Source organism: Streptomyces sp. NBC_01241 (assembly GCF_041435435.1).
Taxonomy (GTDB): Bacteria; Actinomycetota; Actinomycetes; order Streptomycetales; family Streptomycetaceae; genus Streptomyces.
This window is the reverse complement of sequence record NZ_CP108494.1, coordinates 3,569,506-3,587,922: the sequence shown is the minus strand read 5'-3', so window position 1 is coordinate 3,587,922 and position 18,417 is coordinate 3,569,506. Positions and strand designations below refer to the sequence as shown.

Sequence of the window (18,417 nt, the reverse complement as noted above, 5' to 3'; positions counted from 1 at the left end):
CGTGACCGGACGCGTGGAGTTCTCGGATCGACAGGCAGGTGGCTTAATGCGTGTATTGCGGGTAGTTCTCTGGGGCGTCGGCCTGGTGGCATTGGTGGGTCTGTTCTTCTCGTTGAAATCGGGTCTCCCCAAGGCGGTCTGGATTCTCTGCATCGTCCTGGCTGTGGCCTGCCCGACAGCGGCTGAGGGTCGTTCGGCATGGCAGACACCGGGTGCGCGCCGAGCGGAGCAGAGGGATTGGTACGCCCAGAATTTCGGCTCGATCGACGCGCTGCGTCAGGCCGTGGACGAGCAGGGTCTGCGTCGCATCCGCGACGAGAAGGGGCCTGCCAACGCGGTACGGGAGGTCAAGCGCCAGCTTCCCCGGCTTCCGTTGGACGTGGCAGTAACCCTGGTCAAGGCATTGTGAGCCCGCGTGCCACAGACGGGTCCGGATCAGGGAGGGTGTGCTGCGAGGCGGCGTGCCCTCCCTGAGTTCGTGTTGGTGCCAGGGAAGGCGGCATCCACGAAATGACAGGTGATGGTCTCGTATGCTCTGGATTCGAGTAACGCTTTGGTGCGCCTCCCTGGCCTGTTTTATGTGGTGTTCTTCCATCAGCCTCGTAACGTGCTGTTGCTCATGCTCCTCTACGGCCTGGGCATTCTCCTCCCGAGCTGGTTCGAGGGATACGCGCAAAGGCGGCGCCAGAGAGATTGGTACGAACAGAGATTTGCGTCCGTCGACGAACTACGGTTGATCGTGACGGACGAGGCGGAGCTCCGGCGGATCCGTGACGAAAAAGGGTTGCTGGTGGCTGCCCGCCGATTCAGGCGTCAGTTTCCTCGGTGCCCCTTGCCTGAAGCCCTGAAGTTGATCCAATCGCTGTGAGCGCTGTACCCGCTCACCAAGGCCGTCAAGGTTCGGCGCTGTGCGGTGCTCTAGATGCCGATCGGCTTGGCCGCGGAGAGTTGTGAGACGTGCACTCGCCGCCCGAGACTCAACGAAGGAAACATCATGACCACACCCTCCAACACCACCGAAGGGCTTTGGCTCCCCGCTGAGCGGGTGCGCCGCGGCGGGTTCTACCTCGGTTTGCTCCTCGCGGCGATGTTCTGCCTGGTGCTCTTCGAAGGACTCATTTTCCTTGTGGTCGGCGTGCTGATCATGGGTGAAGACATGGGGTTCATGGGCGAGGCGGGTGTCGCCGGTTATGTGGGACTACCGGTGTTGGGAGGAGTAGTGACCCTGCTGCCGCTGATCGCCCTGGTGTCGCGATGTCCGTGGCGATGGACGCTGCGCTTTTCCTGAATTGAAGAGGAAGATGATATGAATAGAACTCGCGTGGCCCTCTGGGGTGTTGCAGTGGCATCATTCGGATGGTTCTGCCTACCGCTGTTCACCGGTAACGTGAGCGATCTTCCCCCTAAAAGCCTGATTGCCGTCCTCAGTGTTCTGGTGGTTTTTTGCCCAATTGCCGCAGAGGTGCATGAGATACGGCGGAAGAAGCGCGGTTAGCGCACACGCGGGGTTCGCAGGGTGAGGGCGCCACAGCGTACGTCGGGGCCGTGAAGGGTCAGCCCATCGCAGCCACTCAGATCGAGACGACTTCCGATAAGCTTGCCACGGCATGACGCTTTGCGCGGTGGCCGGAGCGGCATTCTATTTGGCGTTGCCGGCCGTTCTGATCAAGGCCATCGTTATTATGATCGCGGCAGCCGCTGCCGCGGCCACCGGCGTAGGGGCGCCGGTGGGCTTTCTGGCTGCCGTAGCCGGAGCGCTGTCGGATGCTGGCATCATCACCGGACTTGTGGTAGCGCTGGTGGGGGTGCTCACAGCGCAGGCTGGTCAAATAGCCGTTGCCAAGGGTGAAGCAAACGACAACAGTGCCTTCCGGGGAGGCAAGTGGCCGTCTGCGACTGTTTGATGCAGGTGCGGCGCTGCCGAATTGATTCTGCTAGCTCGGCAGTGCTTGATGACGCCGGGAAGGCAGGACCTTCTGAATGACGGGTGATGGTTTCGCATGTACTGGATTCGACTACCGCTTTGGTGTGCCTCCCTGGCCTGTTTTTACGTGACGTTCTTCCATACGCCTCGTAACGTGGTGTTGCTCGCACTCCTCTACGGCCTGGCCGTTTTCCTCCCGAGCTGGTTCGAGGGATACGCGCAAAGGCGGCGCCAGAGAGATTGGTACGAACAGAGATTTGCGTCCGTCGACGAACTGCGGTTGATAGTGACGGACGAGGCAGAGCTCCGGCGGATCCGTGACGAAAAAGGGTTGCTAGTGGCTGCTCGCCGGTTCAGGCGCGAATTTCCTCGGTGTCCCTTGAGTGAAGCCCTGAAGATGATCCAGTCGCTGTGACCGCTCCACTCGCTCACCGCGGTCGTCAAGGTCGGAACAAGCACGGATAAGGCCGTCATGGGCCCAGCGCTGCGTGGCGCTGTCGGGGCGCGTTCTACGTCACGCCGGGCGTCATCCCGGCTGAGTACGTCGTGACCCTGAGCGGCGCGATCGCGGCGCCGGGTGCCGTTGCCTTCTCCTGGGCACCGTCCGACGCCCGACTTTCGCCCAGTGCATGACCGGGCGCGCGGAATTCTCGGATCAACAGGCAGGGTGGACTTCATGTACGGATTGCGGGTCGCTCTCTGGGCCATCGGCCTGGTGGCCTTGGGGTGTTCGTTCTTCTTGATGAGATCGGATCTCCCCGAGGCGGTCCTGATGCTCTCCGCAGTCTTGTCCCTGGCCTGCCCGTTGGTGGCCGAGGGCCAGGTGGCACACCGGAAACAGAAAGTGCGCCAGGCGGAGCAACGCGGCTGGTACGCCCAGAACGTCGGCTCGATCGACGCCCTGCGGCAGGCCGTTGACGAGCAGGGTCTGCGTCGCATCCGCGACGAGAAGGGGTCTGCCAATGCGGTGCGGGAGGTCAAGCGCCGGCTTCCCCGGGGCGGCGGAACGCTACGGGCGGGCCGAGAGTGGTTGTGATGTATTCGCTCGGAAACTCCCTCTGGCGCCGACGGAGGCCGGCTCACCATGACTTGATCGTTAACGCAGTCGAGCGGTTTGCCCCGGGAAGGTACACCGTCGAGCCCTGGAACCTGGGCAAGGGCGGCGCGAAAGGGGCGGGCGCCTCGGTGTAGTCGAAGTATGCGCAGTTCGGGCATCGGCGTCCCGTCTCACCGAAGATTGAATACCGGAGCGCCGTGCACGGACTCGCGTGCGCCGCGTGGACATGTACCCCGCCGACGCCGAGCCGCGCGGCCAGCTGGACAAGTCCCCCCCCCGCCGTCGGGAACGGTCGGACTGCATTGACATCCCTGCGGACGGCACGAGCGCGCTCCAGCACGAGCCGGATGGCTCGGGGCTGGACGGCGAGACCTTCGAGGGCGCCTGACCCGCTCAGGACGCACGCCTCCTTCGTGACGTACCACTGAGAGCGTAAGAGGGGGTCAGCCCGTGGCCGGGCTGACCCCCTCCTCGTTCCCGCGGTGACCCGCTCAGTCCAGGTCCGTCGGCAGCCAGCCCGTCTGGATCAGGGAAGGCGCGCTACGGCGGGAGACGAACAGGCCGCGGCCCGGCGGCAGCGGGCGGGCCTTCACATCGCCGAGAAGTTCGCCCTCACTGGGGTGACCGGACAGGACGACGCCCTGGGCGCCGAGCTCCTTGAAGCGCTGGATGAAGGGCTCGTACGAGGAGCGGCCGGCCCCCGCGCTGCTGCGGGCGATGATGAAGTTCACCCCGGCGTCGCGGGCGTACGGCAGATTGTCGACCAGCATCGCCATGGGGTTGTTGGAGGACGTGGCGACCAGGTCGTAGTCGTCGACGATGATGAACGCCCGGGGCCCCCGCCACCAGCTGCGCGTGCGCAGCTGCTGCGGGGTCACATCCGGTCCGGGGATGCGGCTGCTGATGAGGGTGTTCATGTCGTTGAGGTACGTCTCGAACGCGTTGTGCGTCGTCGCGTAGCCGACCAGGTACGGCTCGGGCACGCACTCCAGCAGGCTGCGCCGGTAGTCACCGACGCAGATCAACGCCTCCTCCGGGGTGTACCGCTCGGTGATCTGCTTGATGAGTAGCCGCAACAGGGCGGTCTTCCCGGACTCCGACTCACCGAAGACCGCGAACAGCGGATCGGTGTCGAAGTCGACGAGGACCGGTGCGAGGTTCATCTCGTCGATGCCGATCGCGACACCACCGCGCGCTTGTTCGGGGCCGCTCGGCAGCTCACGCGCGGACAGCTTCCTGGGCAGCATGCGGACCTGCGGGGCGTGCGGGCCGGGCCAGTTGTCGGACGAGGCCCGGACGAAGGCGGCGGTGGCCTCGGACAGGTCGTCGCCGGCGCCCGCGGAGTCGTCGATGCGCGGCAGCGCGCCCATGAAGTGGAGCTTCTCCGCCGTCAGGCCGCGGCCCGGTGTGCCGACGGGGACGTTCACCGCGATCTTGCGGTCCAGTTCGGAGTCGGTCGGGTCGCCGAGGCGCAGCTCCAGCCGGTTGAGCAACTGGTCCTTGAGCGCTGCCCGCATCTCCATGTACCGGGCGACGGTGGCGATCAGGTGCACGCCCAGCCCCAGGCCCCGGGCAGCGATGTCGGCGACGACGGGCTCCAGGAACTCGTAGTCCGTCTTGAAGGACTGCCAGCCGTCGATGACCAGGAAGACGTCGCCCCACGGCTCGCCCGGCAGCCGGCCGGCGGCGCGAAGCCGGCGGTAGGTGGTGATCGAGTCGATGTTGTTGTCCCGGAAGAACTCCTCGCGCCGGTTGAGGATCCCGGAGACCTCGGCGACCGTGCGGCGGATCTTCTCCGGGTCGAGCCGGGAGGCCACCCCACCGACGTGGGGCAGACCTTCGACGGCGATCATGCCGCCGCCGCCGAAGTCCATTCCGTAGAACTGCACTTCGTGCGGTGTGTGCGTGAGGGCGAAGGAGCCGATGAGGGCACGCAGGAGGGTGGATTTGCCGGAGCGGGGACCGCCGACGATCAGCATGTGGCCGGCGGCGCCGGAGAAGTCCCGCACCAGGGAGTCGCGCCGCTGCTCGAAGGGCTTGTCCACCAGACCGAAGGGAATGATCAGAGCGCCGTTCTGCGCGTACTGCGAGGAGTGGAGTCCGCGCTCGGGCGTCACCGCCAGCGGGGGCAGCATCTGATCGAGGGAAGGTGCTTCGGTGAGCGGTGGCAGCCACACCTGATGGGCGAGGGGCCCCTGACCCTCCAAGCGGCGTGCGATGACATCGAGAACGGTGTCCGCCAGCGCATCGTCAGTTCGCTGTCCGGGCGCGAAGGAGACGTCCGGATCGGGCTCGGGGTAGTGGACCGCCACCGGAGTAGCGGTGAACAGCACGGGGCGTCGGTCGATGGGGAGTTCCCCGCCGCCGGTGACCGGGGCGACTCCCGGCCGGTAGGTACCCGACACGTAGGCGGCCTTGAAGCGGGTCATCCCCTCGGTACCGAACTTCAGGAAACCGGAGCCGGGGACCGAGGGCAGGTGATAGGCGTCGGGCACACCGAGGGCAGTACGGGATTCGGCGGCGGAGAAGGTGCGCAGGCCCACCCGGTAGGACAGGTAGGTGTCCAGGCCGCGCAGGCGGCCCTCCTCCAGACGTTGCGAGGCCAGCAGCAGGTGCACGCCCAGGGACCGTCCGATGCGGCCGATCTGGATGAACATGTCGATGAAATCGGGCTTGGCGGTGAGGAGTTCGCTGAACTCGTCGATCACCAGGACCAGTGAGGCCAGGGGCTCCAGCGGGGCCCCGGCGGCGCGCGCCTTCTCGTAGTCGGTGAGGTTCGCGTAGTTGCCCGACGATCGAAGGAGCTCCTGGCGGCGCTGCAGCTCACCCGTGATGGAGTCCCGCATACGGTCGACCAGGGTGAGGTCGTCCGACAGGTTGGTGATGACCGCGGCGACATGCGGAAGCTCGGACATTCCGGCGAACGTCGCGCCACCCTTGAAGTCGGCCAGGACGAAGTTCAGCGTCTCGGAGGAGTGGGTGACCGCCAGGCCCAGCACCAGGGTGCGTAGCAGCTCGGACTTGCCGGAACCGGTCGCTCCCACACACAGCCCGTGCGGGCCCATACCCTCCTGCGCGGCCTCCTTGAGGTCGAGCATGACGGGCGAGCCGTCCTCGCCGATGCCGATCGGTACGCGCAGCCGGTCGGCCGTCGAGCGGGGCCGCCAGACAGTATTGGTGTCGATCGCGGCCGGATCGCCGATTCCCAGCAGATCCGTGAAGTCCAGGTTGGCGAGCAGAGGTTCGTCGTCCTCCGTACCGCTGCCCATCCGCAACGGGGCGAGCTGACGGCCCAGGGCCTCCGCGGTTTCGACCGGCAGGAAGTCGGGTGTGCCGTGATAGGTGGCCGCGGCCGATTCCAGCCGTAGCCGGCCCGGCCGCACGGCGATGTGCAGTCCGCCGCGGGGCTCGTCCAGCTCTTCCGGAACGATCTCCACGACGGTCACACCCTGCAGCCCCTCCGGAGAGGCGAGCAGCGACTCGGCCGGCACGAAACTGCCGTCCAGCACGACGACCACGTGCGGCTGGTCGAGGAGCGGGGATCCCTCGCGATTGAACCGCGACCGGCCCGCCAGGGTGTTTTCGAGCAGTGCCTCGACTTCCATCAGGTTGTCGCCGAACAGCCGCTTCGTGCCGGCCCCGTCGGACGACCCGGGAACCTGAGCGTGCGGCAGCCACTTCGTCCAGTCCCACTGGTCCGTCACATCCGGAGCTGCCACCACCGCGACCACCAGGTCGTCAGGTGAGTGCAGCGCGACCAGTCCGGCCACCATCGCGCGGGCGGAGTCGCGTACCGAACCCGGCTCGCCCGAAACCACGACGTGGTAGAAGGCGCGAAGGGATACCGCCATGGGAAGTCGGTCGAGCGAACCATGAGTGGCCAGGAACTGATGCATGGCACCGGCCGACAGCGGCTCCAGCTCATCCAGCGGCGCGGTGCTCGGAGCCACCAGCGGTGTCCACAACTGCTGCGGTCCCAGACCGATGCGGACCTGTCCGAAGTCCTTGTCGCCGATCCGCCGCTCCCAGAGCCGCTCGCCCTCGGCGACCAGCGACCACAACTGGTCCGGATCCGGATGCAGATAGAACTGCGCGTCCCGCTGGACCCGCGCGGTACGGCGCACCTTCCGCCGGGTCTGCGCGAGATACTTCAGGTAGTCCCGGCGCCCCTCCGAGGCCTCGCCCTGGGTTCCCTTGCGGTGCCGCATCACCTGCGCTATCGCCATGGCCGCTGTCGACAGCAGCATCATGACGCCCATGATCTTCATGAACGGCTGTGAGCCGGGCATGAAGAAGAACACCACCGATGAGCCCATGCCGAGCATCGGCAGCAACTGCATGGCCATGCCCTCCTGCTGCCCACGCGGCAGTTCAGGAGGCGACTCGAGTCGCACCTCCGCCGCAGATGTCTCAGGTGGCATGGCTCGGGGCGGGCGCTTGACGACGATCTGGGTCACCGGCGAATCAATCCCTCAGTGCGGCCCGGAGAGTTGCGGGCCGGCACCCCCGTGGCAGCGACCTACCTCCGCGCGCCAATAATCCTACGTGCAGGCCATGGGAGGGACCCCGATAGGGTGGCGCCCTTGGCCCGGAGCGTGGTGTACAGCGAACGAGGGGATCCACCAGGTGAGTTCGACCCTGACAACCGGTTTTTGCCGAGTAACGGTCGTGGCGCCGGACGGCCGTGTCGATGTCGCCCTCCCGGACGATGTCGCTGTCGCCGATCTCCTGCCGGAGGTCCTGCGGCTGACCGGCCAGGTCACACCAGCGGGGGCGCCCCCCGGCTACCATCTGGCCCGCCGCGACGGCACCCTTCTGGACGCCACCCACCCGTTGGCCGTCCAGCGGGTCCTGGACGGTGACGTCCTGCGGCTTCGGCCCTTCGCCGAATCGCTCCCCCCGGCCGTCTTCGACGATGTCGCCGACGCGGTCGCGTCCGCCGTCCGCCGCGACCGCGCACTGTGGAGCGACCAGCTGTTGGGCGTCTCCGGTCGTTTCGGTGGCGCGCTCCTTCTCGTGCTCATGGGCTTCGTGCTCTGGTTCTCCGACCCGGTCCGGCATGACATGCATGGACTGCCGGGCATCGTTGCCGCCGCCGTCGGCACGCTGCTCGTCACGCTCGCCGGCGTCAGGGCGCGGAGCTACGGCGACCGGGCCTCCGCAATCGCGCTCGGCCTCGCGGCCCTGCCGCACCTGATGATCGCCGGGTCCGGCCTCCTCGCACTCGACCCGGGCACCGGTATCGGACGTCTCCAGTTCATGCTGGGCTGCGCCACGGTGCTCTGCGTCTCGGCCGTGCTCGTCGCCGCGATGCCGACCGGCGACGCACCCTTCGTCGCCCTGGTCTTCGCCTCGGCGGTCGGTACCCTCGCGACGTTCTGCGCGATCCTCACCGACGCCCGTCCCAGCGAGACCGCCGCTGTCTGCGCGGTCGTCGCGATCGGCGCCGTCGCCTTCCTGCCCGGGCTCTCCGCGCGGGTGGCCCACCTGCCGATCGGCTACGCCGCCCCCCGCCCCACGACGGACGCCGACCTCGACAACGAGCCGGGCGTCGGCGAGCCCGATCCTGTCGACGCCGAACGCATCGCGGCCCAGGCCCGGCGCGGGCACGAGCTGCTGCTGGGCCTTGTCGGAGGCTGCTGCGTCGTGGTGGTCGCGGCCGCCGCTGTCCTGGGCTTCTCCAGTGACGTCTGGGGCCAGACCCTCGCGCTGGTCGCAGGCCTGGCCATGCTGTTGCGAGCACGGCTCTTCCGTTACACCGCCCAAGTCGCCGCCGTTCTGGGCGCGGGCCTCGCCGCCCTGGGTCTGCTGGTGCTGGGGCTGTCGCTCAATCCGCCTGCCGGCGCTGTCATCAAGCTCCTGACGGAACAGGACCGAGGGCCGCTCGACATCCGTACCTTGTGGCTCGCCACGGCCGTCACGGCCGGTGCCGCCCTGCTGATCGGCATCGCTCTGATCATTCCGAAGGGGGGACTGTCACCCTTCTGGGGCCGTCTCTCCGACCTGGCCGAGGTGGTTCTCCTCCTCGCGCTCGTCCCCCTCTGCCTGGCCGTCCTCGACGTGTACTCCTCGGCACGCAGCATGACCAGCGGTTAGATTTCCGGGCTCGTAACACGTTCGGCGCGATGCGCTGAACCCGGTGCCCGCTTTCATCCTTCGCGATCGGGCCGCCCCCCCAATACACACATCGAAGCGGTGAGGGCCAACGCGCGGTCGGCGACGACGTCCCGATGGCCCGTCAGACCGGGCAGAACGACCTGGGAGCGGGCGCTCCGGTTCGCGCTGACGCGGGCCGCCGAATCGCTCGGGGACGTGCTGCGGATCGCGGACGGCAGGGGGCGCTGGATGCAGGGGGAATCCCCGGAGAATGCCGCGCAAAACTGAACCGAACCAGCACTTCGTACATACTGTTCCGCCCCGTGATCCGCGTGGTCGCTCGATTACAGTGCTGCGCAGTTACCGCGCAGTCGCACAGGATCGGACCAACGGGGAGGGGCACGGTGAGCACAGGGACCACAGCTGTCTGGGGCCGTGCCGAGCAGCAGGACTTCCGCAGCCGGGTGCGCGGCGCTCTGCTGGGCGGGGCCATCGGCGACGCACTCGGGGCGGGGGTCGACGGGCTCACTCTCGAAGAGATCCGGGCGGCCCACGGCGACGACGCCCTCACCGACTTCGTGCCCGCGCACGGCGGGCGGGGCACCGTCACCGCCGTCACCCAGCTCAGCCTGTTCACCGTCGACGGGCTGATCCGCGCCCAGGTCCGGCGCGACACCGGCGCCTGGCACCCGCCCACCGATGTGCACCGGGCCTATCTGCGCTGGGCGGCGACCCAGCACGACTGGGGACCCGACGAGCGCCGCAAGGACAACGGCTGGCTCGCCCAGCAGGAGTGGCTCTACGCCCGCCGCGCCCCCACCCGGGAATGCCTCACCGGGCTCGGAGACGCCACCATGGGCACCCTCGACCAGCCCAAGAACCCCACCGCACGGGACTCGGCGGCCCTCACCCGGTCCGCGCCGTTCGGGCTGCTCGTCGGCTGGGAGCCGCAGCTCGTCCTCCAACTGGCCGTCGAATGCGCCGCGCAGACCCACGGCCACCCCACCGCCCTGCTCTCCGCGGGCGCCCTCGCCGTCATAGTGCACGGGCTGGCCCGCGCCGAGACCCTGGACGGTTCCGTCCAGCACGCGCTGGCGCTGCTCACCGAGCGGCCCGGGCACGAACCGGTCTCCGAAGCGCTGAAGCGGGCCCTTGGAACCGTGCGCCAGGGCATCCCGGGACCGGCCCTGATCGAGTCGCTCGGCGCCACGGACTCGGCAATGGACGTCCTCGCCGTCGCCGTGTACTGCGCCCTGGTCGGCGAGGACATCCGGCACGGCCTGCGGCTGGCCGTCAACCACGGCGGCCCTTCCGCGGCCACCGGGGCCCTGTGCGGGGCGCTGCTCGGCGCGTTGCACGGCGAGACCGCGCTGCCGCCGGCCTGGCTCGCCGAACTGGAGGGCCGGGCCACCCTGCTGGAACTCGCCGACGACTTCGCGATGGAGATGACACAGGGCCCCGCCCTGCACAGCCCGTCGGCCGCCGCACCGGGCTGGCTGACCCGCTACCCGCGCGGCTGACCCGCGCTGCCCATGCGGCTGACCCGCGCTGCCCGCGCGGCCGGCATGCGGAGCACGGGCGAGGGCAGGGGTGCGGAAAAGAACGTGACAGTGAAACGGTTCTCTGTCACGTTCTTTTCCGCACCCCACCTCGTAGGGCGGCGAGCGTCAGTCCTTCACGCCCTCCGTGACCGCCGCGTCCCCCGTATGCGCGCCGCCTTGGAGAAGACCGGGGCGATGTCCCGGGTGAAGACCGCCGCGATGGCGTTGGCGTCCGAGGAGCACCTGGTGAGGGAAGGGTGGGGCGAGAGGGAGAAGGATGACCGGTTCCGTGCGTGAGCCGGTCCTAACGCATCAGTTCGCCGGCGTTGACCAGCAGGGACTGCCCAGTGATCGCCCGCGCCCGGTCCGAGGCCAGGAATGCGACGGCGTCGGCGACGTCGCCGTCCGTGGCGAGGTCCGGAAGTGCCATGCGCTCGCCGAGTCTGCCGAGGACCTCGGCCTCGGGTACCCCCTCGGTGTGCGCCGTGAACTGTACGTACGCCTGCACCGGCGGCCCCCACATCCAGCCCGGCAGTACCGTGTTCACCCGGATCCGGTGCGAGCCGAACTCCCGCGCCATGGAGTACATCGCCGAGGTGAGCGCCCCCTTCGAGGCCGCGTATGCCGCCTGCTGCACCTGGGACGGTGCGGCCACCGAGGACTGCGTGCCGATGACGACCACCGAGCCGCCCTGCTCCTTGAGGCCGGGCAGGCAGGCGCGGGTCATCCGTAGCGTGCCGAGGAGATTGACGTCGATGACCGACTGCCAGGTGGCGAAGTCGGCGTCCTCGATCCCGCCGAAGTAGCTGTCCCAGGCGGCGACATGGACCACCGCGTCAATCCGTCCGAACCGCTCCAGCGCCAGTGCGGCGAGTGCCTCGCACTGCGCCTCGTCCGTGATGTCGGTGGTCAGATGGGCGGTGCGCCGGCCTTCCGGGTCGATCTCCGCGGCCGACTTGGCGAGATTGGCGGCGGTACGCGCCCCGAGCACGGCGTTGCCGCCGTCCCGGACGACCGTCGCCGCGACCTGATGTCCGAGTCCGGCGCCCACACCGGACACGATGACGGTCTTCCCTGCGAGCAACATCGGTGGCCTCCCGGCTCTGGCAGTTCTCCTGACGGGGCGCCAGAGTAGGGCTGGCTGTCGGTGGAGGGAAGTCACTCGACCCACTCGGGGCGGATATGTGCGGGGTTGAAGGGTGCTCGACCCTTTCCGGAAGGCATGACATACACGGCCGTGAATGCCTCACCTACGATGGCGCGTCGATGTTCGAAACTGCCGTTCTTCCACTCTGCCTCGTAGTTGCGGGTCGGTAGTCCCGCTGGTCGCGTCGTGGCATTCGCCAGCCGCTGTTCCAGAGTGGTCAGTTCGGCATTCATCGAGGAAAGTAGCTGGTAGTAGTCGTCTGGGTGCATGGCGCGCACGCTGGCAGCGCCCTTGGCCCAGGCGGTAATGAGCTCCTGTTTGCGGGTGCTGATCACTGAGATGCGGGAGTGGACGTCGGCCACCGGTTCGGAAGGCTCTTCGGTCGGCGAAGGGGTCGACGCTCGAGCGGGTTCATGGTGCCTCCTGGCAGGACGTTCATGGCACCCCTGAACGTAGCCATTGCCCGCGAATGCACCGGCGCATTGCGCGCTGCTCACGCAGGCGAATGAGCGATCGCACAGGCATTCCCATTGGTTTGGAAGTGACATACCGTCAGGTGGCTGTTCCGGGCGGAATGAGGAGGGAGTGCGATGAGTGACGGCAGCGAGGGGACCTACTCGGATCTCTACGCCAAGTTGGCCTCGGTTGGTCCGTACCGGGTTGAGGTGGGGCATGCATTGATCACCATGGTCGAGCCTCACGCTGGACATGAGCACGCCTACCACAGATGGTATGAAGACGATCACTACTACGCGGGCGCGATGGCGATGCCCTGGATGTTCGCCGGGCGCCGCTGGGTGGCCACCCGGGAGCTGCGGGAACTGCGCTACCCGGAGAAGTCCGCGGTCGCGCAGCCCGTCGGCGCCGGCTGCTATCTGTCCACGTACTGGGTGACGGACGGGCGCTACGACGATCACATGAAGTGGACCGTCGGGATCAACAAGCGGCTGAACCGGGACGGCCGGGTCTACCAGGACCGCACCCATGTGTTCACGTCTTTCCAGGACCACGAGGTGACGGTCTACCGGGACGGCGCCGCGGGGCCGCGGGACTTCCATGCGCTCGACCACCCCTACTGCGGGCTGGTCCTTCAGGTGATCGACGCCGAAGGGGCGGAGCAGCGCGCCGAGTTGCTGGAGTGGCTGCGCTCGCGCTGGCTGCCGAAGCGGCTGGGCGGCTCGCCGGCGGCGATGGTGACCGTCTTCCGTCCCACGCCGCTGCCGGGCGACCGGATGAGTTATGTGAAGCAGGTCGAGGGCGTCGACACCCGGCTGACCCTGTTGTGGTTCCTTCAGGAGGACCCGCGGGACTGCTGGGCCGGGCACTTCACCGGGCTCGACGCCGAGGTCGCGGAATCGGGGCTGGGGCGGGTGGAGTTGGTGGCGCCGTTCATCCCGACCGTGCCCGGCACCGATTTGTATGTCGACCGGCTGCGCTGAGCGCCCGGTCGGGCATTGAGCCGCCGGCCTGGCATCGAGTGGCATCTAGCCCCCTCGGCCAGGACGGCGGACCAGTCGAGAGGGCTACCGGCAGCCCCGGAACCGATGCTGCGATGCGTATGGGGGGAAGGGGTGGTCAGGCGTCGATGGCACCCGTGCCGACGTCACGCACGAAGGCGTTCCACGCGGCGGGGACGAACGTGATCGAAGGGCCCTCGGGGGCCTTTGAGTCGCGCACCGCGATCGCCCGCGTGAGAGGGGACCTGACTTCGACGCAGGCGCCGTTGCCCCCGGAATACGAGGACTTCGTCCACTTGTCCGTAGCACCCTGACGAATGGCCATGTTCACTCCGGTTCAGAGAGTCGTGTGAAGGACACCAACAGCGTTCCGGTTGGCGTGATCGACGCTACTCGCCAAGTCTCTTGAGTGAAGGGCGCGTTCACTCGACCGGATGGTATATACCACCAAGACCTTCCGCTGCGGGTGGGCGGCGGTGTACCTTACCGCCGCCCCTCCTCGTGACATCACTTCTTTTCCTGCATACCGGACTTTGCGGGCTGTTCGGATCTACGCGCCCGAGCGCCCGGCGTACTGCTTCGCGATGTCGCTGATGAAGTGCCGGGTCTGCTCGACATTCAGTGCTTGTGCCCGCAGGTGCTCGTACATGACGCTGTACCGCTGCACGTCATTGGCCTTCTCCAGATAGAGGTCGCTGGTGACGCCCTCGATATAGACGACGCTGGAGTCGGCGGCGTCCGGGAATTCGAGAATGGCGTACTGCCCGTTGATGCCGGGGTGCGCACCCATGTCGAAGGGCAGTACCTGCACGGTGACATGAGGCAGGTGTGACAGCTCGACCAGTTGCTCCAACTGCTCGATCATGACCTGCTTGCCGCCGACCATCCGGCGCAGCGCGGACTCGTCGATCACCGCCCACAGCCGCAGTGGATTCTCCAGGGCGGTGATGCGGTCCTGGCGGCGGGCCCGGACGTTGACGCGCTTGTCGATGTCGCTCGGCGGGGCCTCCGGCAGTGCGCCGTTGATCAGTGCCTCGGCGTAACCGCGGGTCTGCAACAGGCCCGGGACCACCTGGGGTTCGTACACCCGCAGCGACTCGGCGTCGGTCTCCAGGCCGATGTAGACGCTGTACGGGATGTCGCCGAAGGCGTGCCACCAGCCCTGCTGGCGCGAGTCCTTGGCCATCTGCATGAGCGAGTCGACGACCCGGTGATCCTCGACCTCGTACACCCCGCAGAGGTCGCGTACATCGCGCTGGCTGATGGAGCGGCGGCCGTTTTCGAGACGGCTGATCTTCGACTGCGAGACCAGCAGTCGCTCCGCGACCTCCTCGGCCGTCATGCCCTTGAGTTCGCGCAGTCGGCGCAATTCCTGGCCCAACCGGCGTCGTCTGACGGTGGGATTGACGTTGGACGGCACGGAAACGGCACCTCCGGCTATGTAGCTGTGCGTATCTACTGCTGAGCAGATTGCCACCTCCGACCCCGGCTGCGCTGGGAAATGGTCACACGCAAGGGCGCGGGGCAGCCAGTATTCCGGCTGCCCCGCGCTTGGTGCGGCTCCCGAACCGGGTCTTGGGGACGACGGTGCGGCGGTATTCGGTTGGTGCTGCGGTTGGTGCTGCGGTGCGTACGGCGACAGGCCCTAGTGGGCCGCGGTGTGCGCCATGCTGCCGCGGCGTGACTGCGACTGGACTTGCGATTGCAACGGCATTCCGGCCGCCTGGTTGCGGCGCGGCTGTGCGACCGCCCCGTTCTGGACGTCCATCACGGCATGGGCCACGAGTCCGCCCATCGGGTCGTGTCTGATCAGGTCCCGGAGCCTGGAGCGCGATGAACGCCCCTCGTTCCCGGGATAAAGGTGCTTGCCGAGTCCGACCGCGTGGGCCAGCGCGGCGAGCGCCGCGGTCCGCGGGTCCGGTGGTACGCCGGTGCGGATCGCACTGTCCAGCCTGGTTCTGATGTCCCGGCTGATTGCCGTCTCCGTCGCCTGGTAGCGAGTCGTCGGCAGCACTCCGCACATCTGGCCCGCCACGGCATGCACCATGCCGCACCGCTCCAGATGAGCGAGGTAGATCTGGCGCAGCCCCAGCCGGGGTCCGCCGATCCAGTGGACCGCCCGAACCGGGCTGCCGCGTCGGCGCAGCAGTTCCAGTGCGGAGTCCAGAGTTGGATCTCCTGTCGGCCGTGGCATCACCACGGCGATACGATCCCCGTCAGGGGCTATCCGTCCTGCCAGAGCCAGCTCCACTAGCTGAGCTCCGGCGAGGCCGAGGTCGAGCGACTGCGGCTGCGCTGTGGTACCCGTGGCCGGGTCCAGAGCGAGCAGCAGAAGCTCCTCCGGAATTGTTCTGCGGCTCCTGCCCATCCATGCCTCCCCGCGTGGATGAATGACAGGGTGACCCCTCTCACATTGGTCTGTCGAGGGCGCCTGGGTGCTTTATACGGGAACCAGTAGGTATGTCGTTCTCGTCTAGCAGCCGGGTCAGTGGTTCACACGGGACACTGGTAGATGGTTCGGACAGCGCGGGGATGTCCCCGCGCCGCATGGAGGAGGCATCGGTGGCGGGCGAGTCCCCCGACAAGTCGAAGCAGCAGAAGTCGTCGGGGACGGTTTGGAGCGAGGGCGATCCGCGGCTTGCCGTCTTCCGCGAACCGTCCGCCGGGGCCGAGGCCGGGGCCGGGGCCGGCGGGGGTACGGACACGGCGACGGCCGTTTTCCGCACGGGGCCGGGGACGGGGACGGGATCGAGGCCGGGGCCGTCCGGAGCCGATGACGGCGAGGGCAGTGAAACCGTCGGGGACGGCGGGCGGGGCGACGACTCCTCGGACTCCGGCGACCCCGGGGCGCGAGAGGGCTCCTCGGCGGCTGAGAGCTCCGAGGACTCCGAGGGCTCCGAGGGGGCCGAGAAGGTTGCCGCGGGCCCGGAGGAGGCGCCTGATGAGGCCTCTGGGGCCGATGAGGAGCCGGTCGGGGAGCCCCTTGAGGAGCCCGCCGAAAAGTCTGCCGACAAGGCGGTCGAGTCCCCGGGGAAGTCCGAGGGCCCCAAGGGCTCCGAGGACGCGGATGGCACCGAGCCCGCCGACGCCGATGACGATGCCGATGGCGAAGCGCCCGAAGAGCCCGAGGAGGGCGACGCGCGGCTGCGTGCGGCGGTCGCAGCATGGGTGTCGAAGGACGACGCCGAAAGCGACGAGCCCGTCGGGAGCGACGAGAGCCCGAAGGCCGACGCGTCCGGCACGGGAAGCCCGGGTGGTGCGGATGGCGCCAACGGCACGGACACCGACGCCGCGGCGCAGCCCGACGGTGCGGACGAGTCGTCCGACGACGACGCCTCCTCCGAGGCCGCGAAGGCCGCCGAAGCCGACGCCAAGGACCGCGCTGACGCCGCCGATGCGGACGAAGCCGACGCCAAGGACCGCGCTGACGCCGCCGATGCCGCCGAAGCCGACGCCAAGGACCGCGCTGACGCCGCCGATGCGGACGACGCGGACGATGCGGACGACGCAGGCAAGGACGCAGGCAAGAGCGACGACGCGGACAAGGCCGACACCGCCGAGGGCAAGCGCGGAGTCGATCAGCCGACCGCCGTCTTCAGGGCGCCGGCGGCGGCCAGGGTCGACCAGCCGACGACCGCGCTGAAGATCACCCCGCCCGCGTCGAAGACCCCGCCGGAGCCGGATTCCGAGCCGGATTCGAAGCCCGGGGCCGGTGCCGGGCGGACCAGCACGTTCGTACCCCTGCGCGGGGACGACGTACGACCGGCGCCGGCCGCCGCTCCCGCGCTCTCCGCCGCCCCCGCACTCTCCGGCGCCGAGCGGACCACGCAGCAGCCGATGCCGCCCAAGCCGCCGCTCGACCTGCTGGCCGAGCTGACGAACACACCCCCGCCGCCCGAGACGCCGGTCCGCACCGCCGTCCGCCGGGTCAAGATCTGGACCCCCCTGGTCCTGCTCCTGCTGATCGTCTTTGCGATCGTGCAGATGGTGCGCCCGCTCCCGGACTCCGAGCTCCGGATGTCGGCGAATCCGACGTACACCTTCAAGGGGAGCAAGCCGTCGCTGCCGTGGCCGGGCGAGGGCCAGGGCTACATGGCGGCCACCGGCCTGGGCACGGTGGGCTCGTTCGGCGAGCAGAAGGGCGTGCCGATCGGCAGCGTGGCCAAGGCGATGACCGCGTACATCGTGCTCAAGGACCACCCGCTGAAGAAGGGCGAGGAGGGTCCGTCCATCACGGTCGACGCCAAGGCCGAGGCGGAAGGCGGGCTCGACGCGGTGAACGAGTCGACGCTCAACACGGTGAAGAAGGGCGACAAGCTCACCGAGAAGCAGGCGCTCGCGGCCATCATGATTCCCTCCGCCAACAACATCGCGCGGTTGCTGGCGCGCTGGGACGCGGGTTCGGAGGAGGCGTTCGTCAAGAAGATGAACGACACCGCCAAGTCGCTCGGGATGACGAACACCACCTACACCGATCCGTCCGGTCTTCACGAGACCACGGTCAGTTCGGCCGAGGACCAGGTGAAGCTCGGCCAGAAGCTGGTGGAGATCCCGGCGCTGATGGCGATCACCGTGCTGCCGTCGTGGACCGACCCCTCGGGCCACCAGTGGCCGAACTGGAACAGCCTGGTTCCGTACAACAACTCGCTCGGCATCAAGACGGGCACCACCACCAAGGCCGGTGGCAACCTGCTCTTCGCCGCGCACAAGATGGTCGGCGACACCGACCAGTTGATCGTCGGCGCCGTTCTCGGCCAGCACAAGCCGTCCATCATCGACACGGTCAACGCGGTCAGCAAGGACGTCATGATCGCGACGCAGGATCTGCTGGAGAACGCGAAGGTCATCAAGAAGGGCGATGTCGTCGGCGCCGTCTCCGACGGGCTGGGCGGCAGCACCCCGGTGGTCGCGACCAAGGACGTGACGGCGGTCGGCTGGCCCGGTCTCACGGTCAGGATCGAACTGACCGACGACGGAAAGACGATCCCGCATTCGGCGGCGGCCGGCACCCACGTCGGCACGCTCACCGTGGGCGAGGGCGCCAGTCAGGTGAAGGTGCCCGTCGCGCTGCAGAGCGATCTGGCGGAGCCGAAGTTCGGGGACAAGCTGACCCGGATCGGCTGACCGGCCGATGGCCGGAACGGCCCGGTGGGGGAAGAGGGTGCCGGTCCCGGCACCCTCTTCCCGACTGCGTA

Annotated in this window: 18 protein-coding genes; 12 read left to right on the top strand and 6 right to left on the bottom strand. The window is 68.2% G+C overall.

The genetic code is table 11. The features are described 5' to 3' along the window. Position 1: 1 nt before the first annotated feature. The 7 genes from OG306_RS15780 (at position 2) to OG306_RS15750 (ending at position 3,369) form a co-directional block, all read left to right on the top strand. Positions 2–409 carry a hypothetical protein gene (locus tag OG306_RS15780; RefSeq protein ID WP_327349606.1) on the top strand — a complete coding sequence of 136 codons (408 nt, stop codon included), beginning with the start codon at positions 2–4 and terminating at the stop codon, positions 407–409. Between the two features lie 111 nt (positions 410–520). Further along, positions 521–868, top strand: coding sequence for a hypothetical protein (locus OG306_RS15775; protein WP_327350191.1), 348 nt, complete (start codon positions 521–523; stop codon positions 866–868). Positions 869–994: 126 nt separating this feature from the next. Beyond that, a complete protein-coding gene (locus OG306_RS15770; protein WP_327349607.1) occupies positions 995–1,288 on the top strand; it encodes a hypothetical protein in 294 nt (97 codons plus the stop codon). A 319-nt stretch (positions 1,289–1,607) separates the two neighbouring features. Continuing rightward, positions 1,608–1,904, top strand: coding sequence for a hypothetical protein (locus OG306_RS15765; protein WP_327349608.1), 297 nt, complete (start codon positions 1,608–1,610; stop codon positions 1,902–1,904). 174 nt (positions 1,905–2,078) lie between these two features. Beyond that, positions 2,079–2,339: a hypothetical protein gene (locus OG306_RS15760; RefSeq protein ID WP_327349609.1), complete on the top strand. Its 261-nt coding sequence runs from the start codon at positions 2,079–2,081 to the stop codon at positions 2,337–2,339. Between the two features lie 261 nt (positions 2,340–2,600). After that, positions 2,601–2,960, top strand: coding sequence for a hypothetical protein (locus OG306_RS15755; RefSeq protein ID WP_327350192.1), 360 nt, complete (start codon positions 2,601–2,603; stop codon positions 2,958–2,960). Positions 2,961–3,201: 241 nt separating this feature from the next. Then, positions 3,202–3,369, top strand: coding sequence for a hypothetical protein (locus OG306_RS15750; protein ID WP_371665400.1), 168 nt, complete (start codon positions 3,202–3,204; stop codon positions 3,367–3,369). Positions 3,370–3,472: 103 nt separating this feature from the next. On the opposite strand, the gene eccCa is transcribed toward OG306_RS15750, so the two are convergent. After that, positions 3,473–7,438 (bottom strand): type VII secretion protein EccCa, encoded by a 3,966-nt coding sequence (gene eccCa / locus OG306_RS15745; RefSeq protein ID WP_327349610.1) that lies wholly within the window; start codon positions 7,436–7,438, stop codon positions 3,473–3,475. Between the two features lie 169 nt (positions 7,439–7,607). On the opposite strand from eccCa, the gene eccD reads away from it, so the two are divergent. From eccD to OG306_RS15730, 3 genes are all read left to right on the top strand, one after another. Next, positions 7,608–9,077 carry a type VII secretion integral membrane protein EccD gene (gene eccD / locus OG306_RS15740; protein WP_266746796.1) on the top strand — a complete coding sequence of 490 codons (1,470 nt, stop codon included), beginning with the start codon at positions 7,608–7,610 and terminating at the stop codon, positions 9,075–9,077. Between the two features lie 404 nt (positions 9,078–9,481). Beyond that, positions 9,482–10,597 carry an ADP-ribosylglycohydrolase family protein gene (locus OG306_RS15735; RefSeq protein WP_266746795.1) on the top strand — a complete coding sequence of 372 codons (1,116 nt, stop codon included), beginning with the start codon at positions 9,482–9,484 and terminating at the stop codon, positions 10,595–10,597. A 186-nt stretch (positions 10,598–10,783) separates the two neighbouring features. After that, positions 10,784–10,915, top strand: a complete 132-nt coding sequence (locus tag OG306_RS15730; protein WP_266746794.1) for a hypothetical protein — start codon at positions 10,784–10,786, stop codon at positions 10,913–10,915. Between the two features lie 7 nt (positions 10,916–10,922). Here OG306_RS15730 and OG306_RS15725 read toward each other — a convergent pair whose 3' ends face one another. Next, positions 10,923–11,705: an SDR family oxidoreductase gene (locus tag OG306_RS15725; protein ID WP_327349612.1), complete on the bottom strand. Its 783-nt coding sequence runs from the start codon at positions 11,703–11,705 to the stop codon at positions 10,923–10,925. A 71-nt stretch (positions 11,706–11,776) separates the two neighbouring features. Then, positions 11,777–12,127, bottom strand: coding sequence for a hypothetical protein (locus tag OG306_RS15720; protein ID WP_266746792.1), 351 nt, complete (start codon positions 12,125–12,127; stop codon positions 11,777–11,779). Positions 12,128–12,355: 228 nt separating this feature from the next. On the opposite strand from OG306_RS15720, the gene OG306_RS15715 reads away from it, so the two are divergent. Beyond that, the gene (locus OG306_RS15715) at positions 12,356–13,204 is read left to right on the top strand and encodes a hypothetical protein (RefSeq protein ID WP_327259114.1); all 849 of its coding nucleotides are present in this window, start codon (positions 12,356–12,358) and stop codon (positions 13,202–13,204) included. Between the two features lie 136 nt (positions 13,205–13,340). Here OG306_RS15715 and OG306_RS15710 read toward each other — a convergent pair whose 3' ends face one another. From OG306_RS15710 to OG306_RS15700, 3 genes are all read right to left on the bottom strand, one after another. Continuing rightward, on the bottom strand, positions 13,341–13,547 hold the full coding sequence (locus OG306_RS15710) for a DUF397 domain-containing protein (protein ID WP_266746790.1): 207 nt from the start codon (positions 13,545–13,547) through the stop codon (positions 13,341–13,343). A 225-nt stretch (positions 13,548–13,772) separates the two neighbouring features. Continuing rightward, entirely contained in the window at positions 13,773–14,642 is an 870-nt protein-coding gene (locus tag OG306_RS15705; protein ID WP_266746789.1) for a helix-turn-helix domain-containing protein, read from the bottom strand. A 225-nt stretch (positions 14,643–14,867) separates the two neighbouring features. Continuing rightward, positions 14,868–15,590 carry a GOLPH3/VPS74 family protein gene (locus OG306_RS15700; protein WP_266746788.1) on the bottom strand — a complete coding sequence of 241 codons (723 nt, stop codon included), beginning with the start codon at positions 15,588–15,590 and terminating at the stop codon, positions 14,868–14,870. Between the two features lie 164 nt (positions 15,591–15,754). On the opposite strand from OG306_RS15700, the gene OG306_RS15695 reads away from it, so the two are divergent. Further along, the gene (locus OG306_RS15695) at positions 15,755–18,346 is read left to right on the top strand and encodes a D-alanyl-D-alanine carboxypeptidase (RefSeq protein ID WP_266746787.1); all 2,592 of its coding nucleotides are present in this window, start codon (positions 15,755–15,757) and stop codon (positions 18,344–18,346) included. Positions 18,347–18,417 lie beyond the last annotated feature (71 nt).